Source organism: Bacillus cereus group sp. Sample62 (assembly GCF_036851315.1).
GTDB classification, from domain to species: Bacteria; Bacillota; Bacilli; order Bacillales; family Bacillaceae_G; genus Bacillus_A; species Bacillus_A wiedmannii.
The window spans coordinates 4,184,606-4,200,902 of sequence record NZ_JAFLPK010000001.1; the positions used below are offsets into that span (position 1 = coordinate 4,184,606).

Below are 16,297 nucleotides of genomic sequence, written 5' to 3' on the forward strand. Positions count from 1 at the left end.
AACACTCCTCCATTTCCCTCATAGCATTCCTCACACCCCACCTACAATATGTGAAAAATCCCCCATTCGACATAATCCCAAAAAATTTCCCAATAAATTTTTAATTCAAAGAGGATTGGTATGAATTATGTCGAAAATATAGTTTAACTAACATCCGATTATGTAATTTCAGAAAAATTTGTAAGATTATTTTTCGGAATATTAGCACTTTTTATTAGGGGGAGTTTCAATGAAAAAAACTACATCTGCACTATTAAGTATGGCGCTCGTCTTTTCAAGTTTTGGAGCTTTAAGCGCCCATGCTGAGTCACTGCAAAAGGAGAAGCAATTTAGTCCACAACTACAAACAACGATTGAACAGTGGGGAGAAAACAAAATCGCGCAAAATGTTGAAACAAAAACATCAAAAGAAATTTCAGTCATTGTAGAATTGCAACATGCTCCGCTCGCTTCACAAAGTAACATTCAGCATGCTCCAGATTTAAAAAATGGAAATGTGCAATCATACCATGCACAACTAAAAAAGGCGCAAGAGGATACAACAAAGAAAATTAAAGAAAAAGCACCAAAAGCAAAGATAAAAGAAACGTATAGTACGTTATTTTCTGGATTCTCTATTTCTATCCCAGGAGATCAAGTTGCTGCTTTAGCTTCTTTACCTGAAGTAAAAGCAGTCTATCCGAACTTAACATATAAATTGCATGAAACAGCGAAAAGTGCTACTAGCGAAGAAGCGCCTAATATCGGTGGACCGACAATTGGCGCTCCTGAAGCATGGAAGTTAAAAGATCCATCTGGCAAACCGCTTGATGGAAAAGGTATGAAAGTAGCGATTATCGACTCTGGTGTAGACTATACACATCCTGACTTAAAGGCAAATTATATCGGTGGATATGACACAGTGGATGAAGATGACGATCCAATGGATGGTAACGTACACGGTACTCATGTAGCTGGAATTATTGCTGGTAACGGAAAAATTAAAGGCGTTGCCCCAAATGCTTCTATTCTAGCCTATCGTGTAATGAATGACGGTGGAACTGGTACAACGGACGATATTATTCAAGGTATTGAACGGGCGATTCAAGATGGTGCTGATGTGTTAAATCTATCCCTTGGACAAGATTTAAATGTACCTGATCAACCTGTAACATTAACGTTAGAACGTGCAGCAAAACTTGGGGTTACTGCAGTTGTTTCCAATGGAAATGATGGCCCAAAACCTTGGTCTGTTGATGCACCTGGTAATGCAAGCAGTGTTATATCAGTTGGCGCATCTACAGTTTCTATCCCGTTTCCAACATTCCAAGTAGCTGGTTCCAGTAAAACATATCAAGGATTACCGTTATCAAAATCTGATTTTCCAATAGGAAATGATTCTCCACTTGTATATGTTGGCTATGGTAATCCAAGCGATTATGCAAAACAAGATGTGAAAGGAAAATTTGCACTTGTTTTACAAGGTACTTCTAGTACGTTAGTAAAAGCTGAACAAGCGAAACAAGCTGGTGCACTTGGTGTACTATTAATTTCTACAGAAAAAGAAATCAATATTATGCCTGAATACTTTGCACGTGAAAACCTAGCCCTTCCAGTTATGCAATTATCAAATGTAAACGGTGAAGAGTTGAAAAACTTAATTACAAAGCGCAAGAAAAACATAAAAATTGGACAACCCGTTCCTACTGAATTAATTGGCAACTTTAGTTCCAGAGGTCCGTCACAAGGAAGTTGGCTTATAAAACCAGATATCGTAGCACCTGGAGTACAAATTACTAGTACAGTACCACGAGGCGGCTATGAATCTCATAACGGAACAAGTATGGCTGCGCCACAAGTAGCAGGAGCCGTTGCCTTACTACGTCAAATGCATCCTGATTGGACGACAGAACAATTGAAATCTGCTCTTGCCAACACTGCAAAAACATTAAAGGATGTCAATGAAAATACATATCCTGTCATGGCACAAGGATCAGGTTTAATTAACATTCCGAAAGCAGCTCAAACGGATGCGTTAGTGAAACCGAACAACGTAAGCTTCGGTCTTATTAAACCGAATAGCGGCAAAGTAAAACTAACACAAAATATTACGTTACAAAATCTTTCTAGCAAAAAGAAAAACTTTTCAACTCGTATTGAATTACTAGATACAAAAACAAAAATCCAGACTTCTTTCCCTTCTTCAATTAGCTTAAAAGCAAATAGTAACATCGAAAAGCCTTTTACTATTACTGTAGATAGCTCCTTACCACAAGGCGTATATACAGGAAATCTGTATGTAAAAGAACAAGGAAAAACTGAAGAAATGCGTATTCCATTTACATTTAGCATTGATCCGAAAGAATACAAGCGTATTGATGGCCTTGAAATCGTTAATTCTACTTTCAGTCCAAATAATGACAAAATACTAGATGACAATCTAATCAATTACTATTTAGTTACACCAGTTGAAGATATAGCGTTTCATGCCAATTTAATTACGAAAGACCGTGTGACATATCAAGGCATGGTATATCAAGGTAAAAACGAAACACCAGGTTATAAATCTTTCCAATGGAATGGTACAAAAACTGACGGATCTCCTCTACCTGATGGCTTATACCAAATCGAAGCTGTTGCTTCTAACTCTGGCGGAGAAACAAAGCAAACAGGAGCAGTATTTATTGACCGAACTGCACCGAAATTAACATATGAAATTGATCAAGAAAATCTTGTGATTAGTGGAAAAGTTGACGATATTCTACTAGATTGGATGACAGAATCTGGTTGGGTAGCACCTGGAATTCCAGTGAGACTACAGTATGAAATCAACGGAAATGGTGTATGGGAACAGGCATTCCTGAACCCTTGGGAGAAAAGCTATGGCCTTTATTTAGATCGTGCTCAATTACAAGAAGGTAAAAATATAATTCACATTGTGGCCACTGATGCAGCTGGAAATACATCTAATTTAAATGTTGATTTAGAAGTGAAATAAAGTGAAACTTTAATCAGTGGGGGTTTTCTTCATCCCCCACTGATTATTAGCCCTCACCAATCGGACTTTAATGGGCAGTTGATCCCCCACCTAACTTCTTTGCTTTCGCTGAATTTTGAGGTGGGGGTCTTACTGCCCATTAAAGCGGGATAAAAATTTATTGTTGACAATTTTTTAAATATAGTTTTATAATACAAAACATAGTTTAGTTGAACGAATTATATATCGGCTTTGAAGGAATACTAGTAGCGGCTTATATCCCTGTCTCAGAGAACTGATGGTTGGTGCGAATCAGTACATATACAAGCGTGAATTACAATTCTGGAGCTTCTTTCCCGTAGTGCACATAATGCATGAAGAGAAAGACGGAGTTTTCCGTTATCTTAAAGTGAGTGGTAAACAATTTTTCTGTTTACAATTAGGGTGGTACCGCGATTTTTATCGTCCCTATCGGATTTTCCGATAGGGGCTTTTTTGCGTCCTTCCCTTTTGCACAATTTCATATATACGCGTTGAAAGAATCGCAGTAATATCTTATATCCCTGTTACAGAGAGCTAATGGTCGGTGGAAATTAGCACATATATAAGTATGAATTACAATTCTGGAGCTTCTTTTTCGTAGTGCTTGTACGCATGAAGGAAAAGACGGAGTTTTTCCGTTATCATTAATTGAGATGTAAGTATGTTTTTACTTACAAATAGGGTGGTACCGCGATTCTTTCGCCCCTATCGGATTTTCCGATAGGGGCTTTTTCTATTTCTCACAGAAACAAATGTTAAATAATTCCGAATCTTATGATAAAATTTTATGAGCGCTTACATTTTTGAAAGGTGGTGGTTCTAGCTATACCCAACCAATATTCAATTTTATAGAAAACAAGGAGGATGTCTAAATGACAAAGAAAACAGAAATTCCATCGCATTTAAAACCATTCGTATCCACACAGCATTATGATCAATATACACCGGTGAATCACGCTGTTTGGCGTTACATTATGAGACAAAATCATAGTTTCTTAAAAGACGTTGCTCATCCAGCCTATGTGAACGGACTACAATCATCTGGTATAAATATAGATGCAATTCCAAAGGTAGAAGAAATGAATGACTGTTTAGCACCAAGCGGATGGGGAGCTGTAACAATTGATGGGCTTATTCCCGGCGTAGCATTCTTTGATTTCCAAGGACACGGCTTACTACCAATCGCAACAGATATTCGCAAAGTAGAAAATATCGAGTACACACCAGCTCCAGATATCGTACACGAAGCAGCAGGACACGCACCTATTTTACTGGATCCTACATATGCGAAGTATGTGAAACGCTTTGGACAAATTGGTGCGAAAGCTTTCTCTACAAAGGAAGAACATGATGCTTTTGAAGCTGTTCGGACATTAACAATCGTAAAAGAAAGCCCTACTTCTACTCCTGACGAAGTTGCCGTTGCTGAAAATACTGTAATTGAAAAACAAAAGTTAGTTTCTGGTTTATCAGAAGCTGAACAAATTTCACGTCTTTTCTGGTGGACAGTAGAATATGGATTAATCGGAAATATAGATGCTCCAAAAATATATGGTGCTGGTCTCCTTTCTTCTGTTGGCGAAAGCAAACATTGCTTAACAGACGCTGTAGAAAAGATTCCATTCTCTATCGAGGCATGTACAGGTACAACTTATGACGTAACAAAAATGCAACCACAACTATTTGTTTGTGAATCATTTGAAGAGCTGACTGAAGCACTTGAGACATTTGCTGAAACGATGGCCTTTAAAACAGGTGGAAAGGAAGGTTTAGAAAAAGCGATTCGCTCTGAAAACTATGCAACTGCTGAACTAACTAGTGGATTACAGATTACAGGTACATTCAGCGAGACAATTGAAAACGATGCAGGTAAAGTGATTTACATGCGAACAAATTCGCCAACTGCATTAGCAATTCATAATAAGGAGCTAGCGAATCATTCTACCGCTGTACACAGTGACGGCTTTGGAACACCAATTGGATTACTCACTGAAAATATTGCATTAGAAAATTGTACAGATGAACAACTACAATCATTAGGAATTACAATTGGAAATATTGCCGAGTTTACTTTTGCAAGTGGTATTCATGTAAAAGGAAAAGTAACAGATATTATAAAAAATGATAAGAAAATTGCTCTTATTTCCTTTATCGATTGCACAGTTACTTATAACATCCGCGTATTATTTGATGCTTCATGGGGTGCATTTGATATGGCTGTTGGCTCACAAATCATTTCAGTATTCCCAGGAGCAGCAGATGCAGCATCATTTTTCCCAATTGATGAAGAAACAGAAGAAACTCCAGCACCTCTTGCATTAACTGAGCTGGATCGTATGTATCAAACAGTTCGTGATATTCGAGGTGGAGGTATTTTACACGACGCACATGTCGATCAATTAGGAGCAATTCAAGAGGTATTAAATAAATTTTATCCGAAAGAATGGCTGCTTCGCCTTGAAATATTAGAATTACTTTTAGAACATAACAAAGGGCACGAAACATCAGCAGCATTATTACAACAACTTTCTACTTTCACAACTGACGAAGCTGTAACACGCCTTATTAACAATGGTCTTGCACTACTGCATGTAAAGGATGTGAAAAATGATGCTACGATTAACTGAAGAAGAAGTTCAAGGGGAATTATTAAAGGTGGATAAATGGATGATAAAAGATGAAAAATGGATTGAACGAAAATATATGTTTTCCGACTACTTAAAAGGAGTCGAATTTGTCTCTGAAGCCGCCAAACTATCAGAAGAACGTAATCACCATCCATTTATCCTTATCCAGTATAAAGCAGTCATTATTACTTTGTCATCTTGGAATGCAAAAGGTTTAACGAAACTAGATTTTGAGCTTGCAAAGCAGTTTGATGAACTATTTTTACAAAACGAAAAAGCAATTATAAGAAAGTAAAAAAAAGAGAAGCCTTTTTTAGGCTTCTCCTTTAACTTTGAAATGGATACAATGTCCAAATGGATCCTGGGCTTGTAATATTCCATCTTTGTACGTAGCAATTTTGCCAATATTTTTTAAGCTTTCACATACTTGCTCTTTTTGTTTTTCATCTGCTAGTACAATTGTGAAATATTTCAAGCCAACAGAATTTGGCATTTGCGGTGCTACTCCTTCACCTTGCCACGTATTTAAACCGATATGGTGATGATAGCCACCTGCCGATACGAACAACGCGCCATTACGAGCTGGGATTGTTACTTCAAAACCAAGACCATCCACATAGAAACGTTTCGCTTCTTCCAAATCAGCTACATGGAAATGAATATGCCCCATCACAGTACCAGCTGGAAAACCATTCCACGCAATTCCTTGCTGCAATAATTCTTCACCAGCTAACGGGTTACTAACAAATGGTAGTTCTCCATTCTCATCACGCCAAACTTCTTTTTGGCGATCATGATAAATTTCAATCCCGTTTCCATCTGGATCAGCTAAATAAAGGGCCTCACTAAAGTAATGGTCGGCTCCGCCGTGCAGTGGATATACCATTTCTACAAGATGACGAAGAATATTCGCTAAATCCTGTCTACTTGGTAGTAAAATTGCGTAATGATATAACCCCGTTCTCCCTCTTTGCTTTGGTAAAGCTTCTTTCTTTTCTTCAATGATAAGGAGTGGTTCGTTATTTTCATTCCCAAATGCAACGACCATTTCATCTTCTTTTAGTACTTTCATACTTAGTACTTCTGTATAAAACTCTAGTGATTTCTTTATATTTGATACATATAAATGAACAACATCAAGTGTTGTATCGGGATGAATTTGAAAACTCATCTTGTTAGCCCCCCATTTAATTTAGTTCTTCTTTAACATTCTCTCTTTTAAGAAATTATCTACAAAACCGTCTACTTTCGCAACAAATAAGTACGCACCCATTGCTAACAATGCAAGTTCTAATTCGAAGCCAGGATTTTTTCCATCTCCTAATAAACCAGCTGACCATTTTACTTTTACAATTGCTCCAACCATTACAAGTGCAAATAATAATCCAATATATCTTACACCTAAACCTAGAATTAACAATATACCACCAACTACTTCCGCTGTTGCTACACCGTATGCAAGACCTCCTGGTAAACCAATGCTTGTAAACCACCCTGCAATATTGTCAATCCCCGATTGGAATTTTGTTAAACCGTGCATAAAGAATGTTACCCCTAACACGATACGAATAATTAAGTTACCAATATGTTGATTCATTTCATTCTCTCCTTTATAGTTTTCTTATACAAAACTTTTATTCACATTACAAAACATACACTAATTTTTTTTATTCGTCAATTCATTTTCACTGGGAAAAAATATATTTTTTTTGCTATGATACAAATAGTTGTTTACAAAAAGGAGCTTGATTTTATGAATATTGGTTCTGCAATACGTGAAATTCGTCAACGTAGAGGCATAACAATCGCACAAATTTGTGAGGGAACAGGTCTTTCTAAAGGATTTATGAGTCAGGTTGAAAATAATAAAACATCACCATCTATCTCAACTTTAGAAACAATCTCCAATTTTTTAAACGTTCCCCTTCCCTATTTATTATTAGAACAAAAAGATCGGTTGAAAGTTGTCAAAAAGGTAGAGCGTAAATACAGTGTATACGGAAAAGATGAACAAAGAATTGAGCATGTTGCAGAGCAAGGTGGCCTTCGCCTAAATCTCGTGGAAATTCCTGCTGGGTTTCCGAAAGAAAATATACCAAATGCCCATGAAGGGGAAGAATGTCACCTTGTATTACGCGGAAAACTAGAAGTTCAACATGGAGAAGATATTGCAATTGTAGAAGAAGGTGATTCTTTCTCTTGGAATGCATGTGTTCCTCATATTGTTCGTAATATAGGAGAAGAAACTGCATTATTACTCATCTCTAGTCATGCAGAAAATCGAAAACGTGTTTATTAAATAAAAAAGAAGCCTGTAAATCAGGCTTCTTTTTATCCCCTTATAACTCCATAACTTGTCCCAACTAGTACAGTCTTTTCATGTTGATTGCGATAAACTGACTCGATTGAAACCTTTTTATATCCTTCCATCTGTTCAACATTTGTTAAAGTTAATTCACAAGTGATCGTATCTCCTGTAAAAACCGGTCTAATAAACTCACTTACTAATTCTCTTGCTATGTAATGTAATTCTTCTCCTACTTTCGTTCCAATACTAGCAGTTAATAAACCATGAACCATTAAACGTCCATTTTCATCATATTCCATATGATGCCTACCTTTATCTCCTGTAATATTTGCAAATTCAAAAACCTCTTCCTCAGTAAATCTTCTTTCGTATTTAAATACATCCCCAACTTTTACATTCATTTTTATCCCCCGTTTAATAAACTGAATTTTCTTTTATTTTATCATAAAATGAGTCTCAGTTCAGTTTATATTATTAAAATAGCGATCCTTTTTCTACACTATCTTACTTTTATCGGTGCCCATCTTTTTTTGCTACTTGATACCCGTAGTACGCACATGTTCCATTTTTCGATAACTCTCTCACCTCAAAACCACAACTTCTATAAAAATCAAAATTACTCGCAGATGTATGTGCAAACCAGTCTCCATGTGGCAACTTTTGCAAACAAAGAGCGACAAGTTTCTTACCTAATCCCTTCCCTCTATATTCACATTTCACAACTAAATTTACTATGTTCGCGATCATGATTCCATCAGAAATGACTCTAACCATCGCAATCATCTCTTCTTCATCCCAAATTGTGAATGCCCATGTTGAATTTTCAAATGCTATCGTGAATTTTTCAATTTGCCAAGAAGGGATATTATCATTACTCCAACCAGCATCTTCGAATAAAGTTTTAATTGCATATGCTGGCACACCATTCGTTCCCTCACGAATAATAAGGCCATTATGATAAATATACATGTAATCCCTCCTTTATTTTTATATACCATTCTTCAAAAGATGCAATTTACCTTTTTTCATCCAACGCGTTTAATGGAATAAACAAGAACGTCCATCCCATGAAATGAAGTTGTTTTCTCATAACTAAGCCCTGTTTTTCTAGCAACAAAGATTGAGGCGGGGTGATCCGGATTAATAAGAGAAATTAATTTATTCATTCGTAACGCTTGGAAGCCATAGTCTCGAAATGCTGCTGCTGCTTCTTTCGCATACCCTTTTCCCCAATACTGAGGTAATAACCAATAACCAATTTCAATTTCTTCTTTTCCATCTATCTGCTGCTTTACTAACCCTGCATGACCAATTCGTATTCCCGTTTCCTTTTCAATCAATACAAATAAACCAAGACCGTTTTTATAGCTAGGAATCACCCACTCCTCCAAACTTTTTTTACATTGCATATATGTTTTTAACGTCCCATTTCCAATATAGCGCATTACCTTCTCATTTCCCCATAGCGAAGCATAGAACTGCAAATCATCCATTGTATATTTGCGAATTTTTAAACGATCTGTATGAAACATCTCTGCACTCCTTCCCTCGAATTTGTACTTAACTACACGATCATGTTTTGTATGTATATGAATTGTTACTATCTATTATAAAGTGAAACTTTAATCAGTGGGGCGGTTTTGTTCATCCTCACTCATTATTAGCCTTCACCAATCAAATATTTACGGACAGTGGACCTCCCGCCTAACTTCTTTTCTCTAGCTGAAATTTGAGGCTGGAGTCTTACTGCCCACAAATAGTGGGCTAAATGAACTAAAGAATAAATACAAAATATTCAATCTTTAAAGAATTAAAAAAGACAGTAGACAAATATTGTCTACTGTATCCATATCATAACTAGCATAACGAAAACTACAATTGAGGGGGTGTAGGATTTTCAAATATACTAGATACTTATCCCGTTCTAACGGGCGGTAAACTTTTCAATTATATGAAAGTGAAAAGTTTACCGCACATAAGAACCTTTGCGGTCATTAAGAGATCACTGTTAAGTACTCAAATACACGCTGTGCTTTTTCTCCACCCATTCGTGCATGTTGAAGAAGGGAAATACCATGTGGACCCGATGCACGCAATGCCTCTGGTTGTGCTACTAAAATAGCTTGTACAACTTCTAATTCTCCGAGCATCGCGGCCGCGAAAATATCCATTCGAGCACCCTTTTCTAGTAAATAAAGAGCAATATCTTTACGACCTACATGTGCCGCTGCCCCTAACGCACTTTCCCAATCTGATCCGCCCCAATTGTACGAGGCATGAAGTAAGCTTGGCGATTCAGCCAACAGTTCTTGTACTTTTTCTAAATCTCCGTGAGCTGCCATAACAAATTCTCTTACTAACTCAGTGGTAATACATTCTTCTGTTCGCATCTTGCTCCTCCTTTTTTAGAAATTCGTTTTGGTGTGAAAAATGGCTTGTCACTTCCTTGAAAAATATCTACCTCTATGCCGAACACACGTTGAAACATTTCATGACATAACACTTCTTCTGGTATACCGTCATACTGAAGCTGTCCTCGCTTTAATACGAGTAAACGATCACTATATTGAGCCGCTTGGTTAATATCATGTAAAACCATTACAATTGTCATGCCAAACTCCTCGTTTAACCGTTTCACAAGTTCCATTACTTCCAACTGATGAACGATATCTAAAAAGGTTGTTGGCTCATCTAATAATAAGACATTTGTGCGTTGTGCTAGCGTCATTGCAATCCAGGCACGTTGTCTTTCTCCTCCTGATAAAGATTGTAAAAGACGATATTCATACCCTTCAAGATTTGTAACAGACAATGCCCAATCAACAATTTCTTCATCGTCTTTATTTAAGCCACCTCTCCATGATTTATGAGGTCCCCTTCCAAATTCGATTAATTCTTTCACTGTTAAATCTAATTGATGATCATGCATTTGTGGTAACATCGCTAATTGCTTCGCTACATCGGCACTTTTCATCGTATGAATACTTTTTCCATCTAAAATGATATCCCCTTCGCTTTGTTTAAGTAGTCTTGCCATTAAACGAAGCAAAGTAGATTTCCCTGATCCATTCGGTCCAATTAAACTAACGACCTCTCCAGCTTTAATATGTACATTCATATTTTGCATTTGAAATCTTTCAGAATGTGCGTAAAACACTTTATTAACGGAAATCACGTTGTCTTCCTCCTCTATGAATTAAATATAAGAAGAACGGACCGCCTAAGAAGGATAATAAAATACCAACAGGCAATTCAATTGGATCGAACCAACTTCGAGCTATCGCATCCGCGAAAACAAGTAATATCCCTCCGCCAAGGCATGATAATGGCAGTAAATATTTATAGTCATTTCCAACTAATAAACGTAACATATGTGGTACAACAAGACCGACAAATCCAATAAGACCAGAAACACTAACTGCAATTCCAGCTAATAGTGTACTTACTACTATTAAATAAAACCGGCTTCTCTCCACGTTATGACCTAATAATTTCGCCATTTCATCTCCAAGCATTAATACTCGAATATGCTTTATACCAAAGAAGGCTAATATAATAGCGAATATTGCATAATAAATAATCATGTTTAAATGTGCCCAACTTACACCACCAATGCCACCTGCTAACCAAGGTAACACCGATTGTACTTTGTCACTATGTAATAACATTAACGCTGACGTCGCTGCACCAATTAATGAATTGATTGATACACCTACTAAGACAATCCTTGAAGGCGGTGCCCCTTTTTGCCATGATAAAGCATAAATGACCATCGCCGTTATGAAAGCTCCTACAAACGCCCCGAGCGGTAAAAATGCCATATGCTGAGGGAATAAAATCATAATTACAATTGCTACAAGGCCTGCTCCAGATGAAACCCCGATAATACCAGGGTCTGCAAGAGGATTTCTCATAACCCCTTGCAGCAGTGCACCAGATGCTGCTAAACATGTTCCTACTATAAATCCAACGAGCACTCTCGGTATACGAAGGTCCCATACAATTCGATGAACCGTCGAACCTTCATCTTGTATCCCTGTTAGAATCTCTCGTAAAGAAAAGGATAGGCTTCCTGCGAAAAGACCGTAAAAAAGACCTAGAATCGTTAATACAACTAAAGTAACTGTTATTATCCATCTTTTTTTCGCAAAAGGATGTTCCTTTTCTCTTACTAATTCACTACTTTCCATACGTATCATTTCCTTACATCTTGTATACTTTTATACATAAAGCCCATTGCTTCTGTAACTTTTGTTCCAGGATTTGATCCAAATAAGTCTGGTGGCAAAATAACTACACGATTTTGTTTTACTGCATCTAAATTTTTCCACGCTTCATTTTTCATCATTTCGCCTTCAAATGCTTTTTTAACGCTATTTGGATCTCCATGTGTAATTAAATAAATCACATCTGGATTTGCCTCAATAATACGTTCTACACTTAGCTGCGCATATTGCGGATATTCCTTCATTTCCGGAAAATCAGCTGCAATATTTTTCCCGCCTGTTTTTTCTAAAATATCACCTGATAAAGATGTTGGTAATACTGCTAAATAAGTACCTGGTGCTCCATACACTAGCAATGCTTTCACATCGCTTTTTTTCTCATATGTCTTCATTTGATCATTGATTTTTTGGTTAAGTTCTTTTGCTTTATCTTCTTTCTTCATAATCGTTCCGTATAGTTCAATATTCTTTTGAATATCTTGTACAGAATTCGCAGAAGAAATCATTACTTTCGTTCCTTGTCCTTCAACCGTTGGAACATTCTTTTGAAACCCATTGTTAGCAATAAGTACATCCGGTTTTAAACTAGCGATTTGCTCAAAATTCGGTTGATGTGCATTCCCGATTACTTGTACTTTCTTTAAATCCTCTGGAAGAGTTATTTTTGCATCCGGACGACCTACTATTTTTCCGCCTAAAGCATGAATAATATTCATGTCCCCCATACTTAATGTTGCAAAACTCTCTGGTACTTTATCGAATGTTATCTTTCTTCCTGACAGGTCGGTAACTTCGATTTTCTCTTTTTCTTTTTCTGTTTTTGTTGCAGATGCTTTTTCGTCTCCCTTTGCACTGCAACCTATTAACAAGAAAAAAATAGATAAAATCGCTGTGAATAGCGTAATAGATTTTTTCATTCTTCCACCTCTAACTGATAATGATAATCATTAACTACTATTCTACTTTAATTGATAAGGATTATCATTGTCAATATAAACCGCATACATTTTTTACAAAAACAAAAAGCACTACAAAAAGATTCGTTCTTTTCGTAGTGCTCTATTTCATAATATTACTCACATTCGTTTCCCTCTAACTGTTCTCGCATCATTTTCACACGCTGAAAGAAAAAGAATGATAAACTTAAAAATATAACGGTACTCCCCATCATAACAAAAGATTGTATTGCTTCTTTTGCTCCATTCGGAATCAATAAGCCAACCATTAACAATGTACTTACAGCGAGAAGGATTTGTCCGAACCGAGTATAATCTTCTATTTTTCCTTGTAATTCTTTCATTATATTCTCACTCCTCTATTTCACTGTATCATATTCTATTAAACTTAAAGACCAGTAAATACAGCCATTCTGGGAGATGTTTTCCAAATGAAAAAGAGCCGCTTTATTGCGACTCTTTCATAACCATTACTCCCCTTTATATGCTTCCATATAAATTTCTTTCAACTCTGAAATGAGAGGTAATTTTGGATTAGCTGTTGTACATTGATCTTCAAAAGCTCTTTCTGCTAATAATCCAACAACCTCTTCAAATTGGTCTTTAGCAACTCCTTGTCCTGCAATACTCATATTTATATTTAAGCTTTTTCCAAGCTCAATAATTGCTTGGACGAGTGATTCCACACCTTCTGCTGTCGAGCCTGCTGGAAGCCCGAGCATTCTCGCAATATGTGCATAGCGTTCATCAGCTACAAAGTGCTCATATTTTGGGAACAATGCGTGTTTTCTTGGCTTAATAGCATTATAGCGAACTACGTGCGGCATAAGAATTGCATTCGCACGCCCATGCGGAATATGAAATTCCGGTCCAATTTTATGTGCTAAGCTGTGATTAATGCCTAGGAAAGCATTTGCAAATGCCATCCCTGCGATTGCAGAAGCATTATGCATTTTTTCTCGTGCTTCTTCGTCATTTCCATTTTTAAATGCTCTTGGTAAATATTTAAATACGAGATCAATGGCCTTTAATGCTAACCCATCTGTATAGTCATTTGCCAGAACAGACACATACGCCTCGATTGCATGCGTTAATACGTCCATACCAGTGTCTGCTGTTACATGTGGTGGTACTGTCATTACAAACTGTGGATCAATAATTGCTACATCTGGTGTTAATTCATAATCCGCGAGCGGATACTTTATATTATTTTTCTTATCTGTAATAACCGCGAATGGTGTCACTTCTGATCCTGTTCCTGATGTTGTTGGAATGGCAACAAACTGCGCCTTACTTCCTAATTCCGGATATTTACATGTACGTTTTCTTATATCTAAAAACTTCTGTTTAATTCCATAGAATGTTGTTTCTGGGTGCTCATAGAAAAGCCACATCCCTTTCGCTGCATCCATAGCTGAACCACCACCAAGTGCGATAATTACATCTGGCTTAAAACTTCTCATCATTTCCGCACCTTTAAACACAGTTTCATCTGATGGATCTGGCTCGACCTCAAAGAAAACTTCGACTTTTACATCATTTGCATGTTTACGTAAATAATGCGTAACCGTATCTACATATCCGTGCTCAACCATTCCTGGATCCGTTACAATAAATGCACGTGAAATGTTAGGCATATTTGCTAAATATGCTGTCGCATGTTTTTCAAAATAAATTTTTGGTGGTAATTTGAACCACTGCATATTCTTTTTTCTATTTGCCAACCTTTTTATATTTAATAAATGCGTCGCTGTTACGTTTTGAGAAACTGAATTTTTCCCATACGAGCCGCAACCGAGCGTAAGTGATGGAATAAATCCATTATATATGTCACCGATTCCACCTTGTGATGAAGGGGCGTTTACAATAAGACGGCAAGCTTTCATACGTAATCCAAATTGTTTTTGTACTTCTTTATTTGTAGAATGAATGACTGCTGAATGTCCTAAACCACCGAGGTCTAACATGTCTTCGCAATATGTAAGTCCTTCTTCTAATGAATTTGCTTTTACACAAGCTAATACTGGACTCAACTTTTCACGAGATAGTGGATATGCTGCTCCGATACCTTGTATTTCAGCTACAAGCATTTTTGTATTTTCAGGCACAGTAATTCCAACTAATGCTGCGATATACTGTGCTGATTTCCCTACAATATCACTATTTACTGCACATGTATTTTCATTAATAACAAGCTTTTCTAATTTTCTTCTCTCTTCTTCTGTTACAAAGTAACAATTGTTTGCAATCATTTCTGTTTTCACATCATCATAAATTTCCTTGTCTACAATGATTGCTTGTTCTGATGCACAAATCATACCGTTATCAAATGTTTTTGATAAAATTAAATCATTAACAGCTCGTTTTATATGCGCTGATTTCTCTATATAACATGGTACATTACCAGGACCTACACCTAGCGCGGGTTTTCCAGTAGAATAAGCTGATTTCACCATACCTGCTCCTCCAGTGGCCAAAACAAGTGCAACCCCTTCATGGTTCATTAATTGTTTCGTTGCTTCGACAGAAGGTCTTTCAATCCACTGAATACAATGTTTTGGTGCCCCGGCCTTCACCGCAGCGTCATATACTGTTTTCGCCGCTGCAATGGAACAGTTTTGTGCTGAAGGATGAAATGCGAAAATAATTGGATTTCTCGTTTTCATCGCGATTAATGCTTTAAACATTGTTGTCGACGTTGGATTCGTTACTGGCGTTACCCCAGCTACTACACCGACAGGTTCAGCAATTTCTATTATTTCTTCATGAGGATCTTCGTGGATAATCCCTACTGTTTTATCTTTCTTTATGCTATGCCAAATATATTCAGTAGCAAAAATATTTTTAATGCATTTATCTTCATATACACCACGACCTGTTTCTTCAACAGCCAACTTTGCAAGTGGCATATGTTGATCCACACCTGCTAATGCCATTTCATGAACAATGTTGTCAATTTGCTCTTGTGTAAAACTTTCTAATGCTTGTAAAGCCTTTCGACCGTTATTCACTAACGTATCAATCATCTCTTTTACTTCCTGCATTTCATTTACAACTTTCTCTTTGACTACCATGTAAATTCCTCCTATTCTGCTATCGTGGACTAAATAAGACCCTATAGGTCATAATAAGTCCCGATTAGCGTAAAAAAATAGAGTTGCTTTCCTACATGAACCTCATTG

Annotated in this window: 15 protein-coding genes and 2 other annotated features; of the genes, 4 read left to right on the forward strand and 11 right to left on the reverse strand. The window is 36.9% G+C overall.

What is annotated here, in order from left to right; all coding sequences use genetic code 11:
* Positions 1-229 precede the first annotated feature (229 nt).
* The 3 genes from J0835_RS21360 to J0835_RS21370 all read left to right on the forward strand — a co-directional run bounded on the left by J0835_RS21360 (position 230) and on the right by J0835_RS21370 (position 5,920).
* The gene (locus J0835_RS21360; RefSeq protein WP_087982043.1) at positions 230-2,977 is read left to right on the forward strand and encodes a S8 family serine peptidase; all 2,748 of its coding nucleotides are present in this window, start codon (positions 230-232) and stop codon (positions 2,975-2,977) included.
* A gap of 222 nt (positions 2,978-3,199) precedes the next feature.
* Positions 3,200-3,429, forward strand: a binding site (T-box leader).
* Positions 3,430-3,480: 51 nt separating this feature from the next.
* Positions 3,481-3,708: a binding site (T-box leader), on the forward strand.
* Between the two features lie 162 nt (positions 3,709-3,870).
* On the forward strand, positions 3,871-5,625 hold the full coding sequence (locus J0835_RS21365) for an aromatic amino acid hydroxylase (RefSeq protein WP_087982046.1): 1,755 nt from the start codon (positions 3,871-3,873) through the stop codon (positions 5,623-5,625).
* Positions 5,606-5,920 (forward strand): 4a-hydroxytetrahydrobiopterin dehydratase, encoded by a 315-nt coding sequence (locus tag J0835_RS21370; RefSeq protein ID WP_046957588.1) that lies wholly within the window; start codon positions 5,606-5,608, stop codon positions 5,918-5,920. The genes J0835_RS21365 and J0835_RS21370 overlap by 20 nt, the downstream gene beginning before the upstream one ends.
* Before the next feature lie 18 nt (positions 5,921-5,938).
* Here J0835_RS21370 and J0835_RS21375 read toward each other — a convergent pair whose 3' ends face one another.
* Positions 5,939-6,796: a VOC family protein gene (locus J0835_RS21375; RefSeq protein WP_087982048.1), complete on the reverse strand. Its 858-nt coding sequence runs from the start codon at positions 6,794-6,796 to the stop codon at positions 5,939-5,941.
* 21 nt (positions 6,797-6,817) lie between these two features.
* Entirely contained in the window at positions 6,818-7,222 is a 405-nt protein-coding gene (locus J0835_RS21380; RefSeq protein WP_087982050.1) for a DoxX family protein, read from the reverse strand.
* Between the two features lie 156 nt (positions 7,223-7,378).
* On the opposite strand from J0835_RS21380, the gene J0835_RS21385 reads away from it, so the two are divergent.
* Positions 7,379-7,924 (forward strand): helix-turn-helix domain-containing protein, encoded by a 546-nt coding sequence (locus J0835_RS21385; RefSeq protein WP_001020697.1) that lies wholly within the window; start codon positions 7,379-7,381, stop codon positions 7,922-7,924.
* 32 nt (positions 7,925-7,956) lie between these two features.
* Here the strand turns inward: J0835_RS21385 and J0835_RS21390 are convergent, their stop codons facing one another.
* From J0835_RS21390 to adhE, 9 genes are all read right to left on the reverse strand, one after another.
* Positions 7,957-8,334 carry a MaoC/PaaZ C-terminal domain-containing protein gene (locus J0835_RS21390; RefSeq protein ID WP_087982052.1) on the reverse strand — a complete coding sequence of 126 codons (378 nt, stop codon included), beginning with the start codon at positions 8,332-8,334 and terminating at the stop codon, positions 7,957-7,959.
* Positions 8,335-8,443: 109 nt separating this feature from the next.
* On the reverse strand, positions 8,444-8,902 hold the full coding sequence (locus J0835_RS21395) for a GNAT family N-acetyltransferase (protein WP_087982054.1): 459 nt from the start codon (positions 8,900-8,902) through the stop codon (positions 8,444-8,446).
* Positions 8,903-8,958: 56 nt separating this feature from the next.
* Positions 8,959-9,537, reverse strand: a complete 579-nt coding sequence (locus J0835_RS21400) for a GNAT family N-acetyltransferase (RefSeq protein WP_254913133.1) — start codon at positions 9,535-9,537, stop codon at positions 8,959-8,961.
* Between the two features lie 390 nt (positions 9,538-9,927).
* On the reverse strand, positions 9,928-10,323 hold the full coding sequence (locus tag J0835_RS21405) for an ankyrin repeat domain-containing protein (protein WP_087982058.1): 396 nt from the start codon (positions 10,321-10,323) through the stop codon (positions 9,928-9,930).
* Positions 10,290-11,108: an ABC transporter ATP-binding protein gene (locus J0835_RS21410; protein WP_048562253.1), complete on the reverse strand. Its 819-nt coding sequence runs from the start codon at positions 11,106-11,108 to the stop codon at positions 10,290-10,292. The genes J0835_RS21405 and J0835_RS21410 overlap by 34 nt, the downstream gene beginning before the upstream one ends.
* Positions 11,095-12,123, reverse strand: a complete 1,029-nt coding sequence (locus J0835_RS21415) for a FecCD family ABC transporter permease (protein ID WP_333728161.1) — start codon at positions 12,121-12,123, stop codon at positions 11,095-11,097. The genes J0835_RS21410 and J0835_RS21415 overlap by 14 nt, the downstream gene beginning before the upstream one ends.
* 5 nt (positions 12,124-12,128) lie before the next feature.
* Positions 12,129-13,076: an ABC transporter substrate-binding protein gene (locus tag J0835_RS21420; RefSeq protein ID WP_333728162.1), complete on the reverse strand. Its 948-nt coding sequence runs from the start codon at positions 13,074-13,076 to the stop codon at positions 12,129-12,131.
* A 155-nt stretch (positions 13,077-13,231) separates the two neighbouring features.
* Entirely contained in the window at positions 13,232-13,459 is a 228-nt protein-coding gene (locus tag J0835_RS21425) for a YrhC family protein (protein WP_000661457.1), read from the reverse strand.
* A gap of 126 nt (positions 13,460-13,585) precedes the next feature.
* Positions 13,586-16,189, reverse strand: coding sequence for a bifunctional acetaldehyde-CoA/alcohol dehydrogenase (gene adhE / locus J0835_RS21430; RefSeq protein ID WP_087982064.1), 2,604 nt, complete (start codon positions 16,187-16,189; stop codon positions 13,586-13,588).
* Positions 16,190-16,297: the final 108 nt, after the last annotated feature.

Coding starts and splice junctions, on each gene's coding strand:
- J0835_RS21425 (WP_000661457.1), bottom strand. CDS start 13,459: ATGAAAGAATTACAAGGAAAAATAGAAGATTATACTCGGTTCGGACAA.
- J0835_RS21380 (WP_087982050.1), bottom strand. CDS start 7,222: ATGAATCAACATATTGGTAACTTAATTATTCGTATCGTGTTAGGGGTA.
- J0835_RS21390 (WP_087982052.1), bottom strand. CDS start 8,334: ATGAATGTAAAAGTTGGGGATGTATTTAAATACGAAAGAAGATTTACT.
- J0835_RS21370 (WP_046957588.1), top strand. CDS start 5,606: ATGATGCTACGATTAACTGAAGAAGAAGTTCAAGGGGAATTATTAAAG.
- J0835_RS21375 (WP_087982048.1), bottom strand. CDS start 6,796: ATGAGTTTTCAAATTCATCCCGATACAACACTTGATGTTGTTCATTTA.
- J0835_RS21395 (WP_087982054.1), bottom strand. CDS start 8,902: ATGTATATTTATCATAATGGCCTTATTATTCGTGAGGGAACGAATGGT.
- J0835_RS21405 (WP_087982058.1), bottom strand. CDS start 10,323: ATGCGAACAGAAGAATGTATTACCACTGAGTTAGTAAGAGAATTTGTT.
- J0835_RS21415 (WP_333728161.1), bottom strand. CDS start 12,123: ATGGAAAGTAGTGAATTAGTAAGAGAAAAGGAACATCCTTTTGCGAAA.
- adhE (WP_087982064.1), bottom strand. CDS start 16,189: ATGGTAGTCAAAGAGAAAGTTGTAAATGAAATGCAGGAAGTAAAAGAG.
- J0835_RS21385 (WP_001020697.1), top strand. CDS start 7,379: ATGAATATTGGTTCTGCAATACGTGAAATTCGTCAACGTAGAGGCATA.
- J0835_RS21360 (WP_087982043.1), top strand. CDS start 230: ATGAAAAAAACTACATCTGCACTATTAAGTATGGCGCTCGTCTTTTCA.
- J0835_RS21420 (WP_333728162.1), bottom strand. CDS start 13,076: ATGAAAAAATCTATTACGCTATTCACAGCGATTTTATCTATTTTTTTC.
- J0835_RS21365 (WP_087982046.1), top strand. CDS start 3,871: ATGACAAAGAAAACAGAAATTCCATCGCATTTAAAACCATTCGTATCC.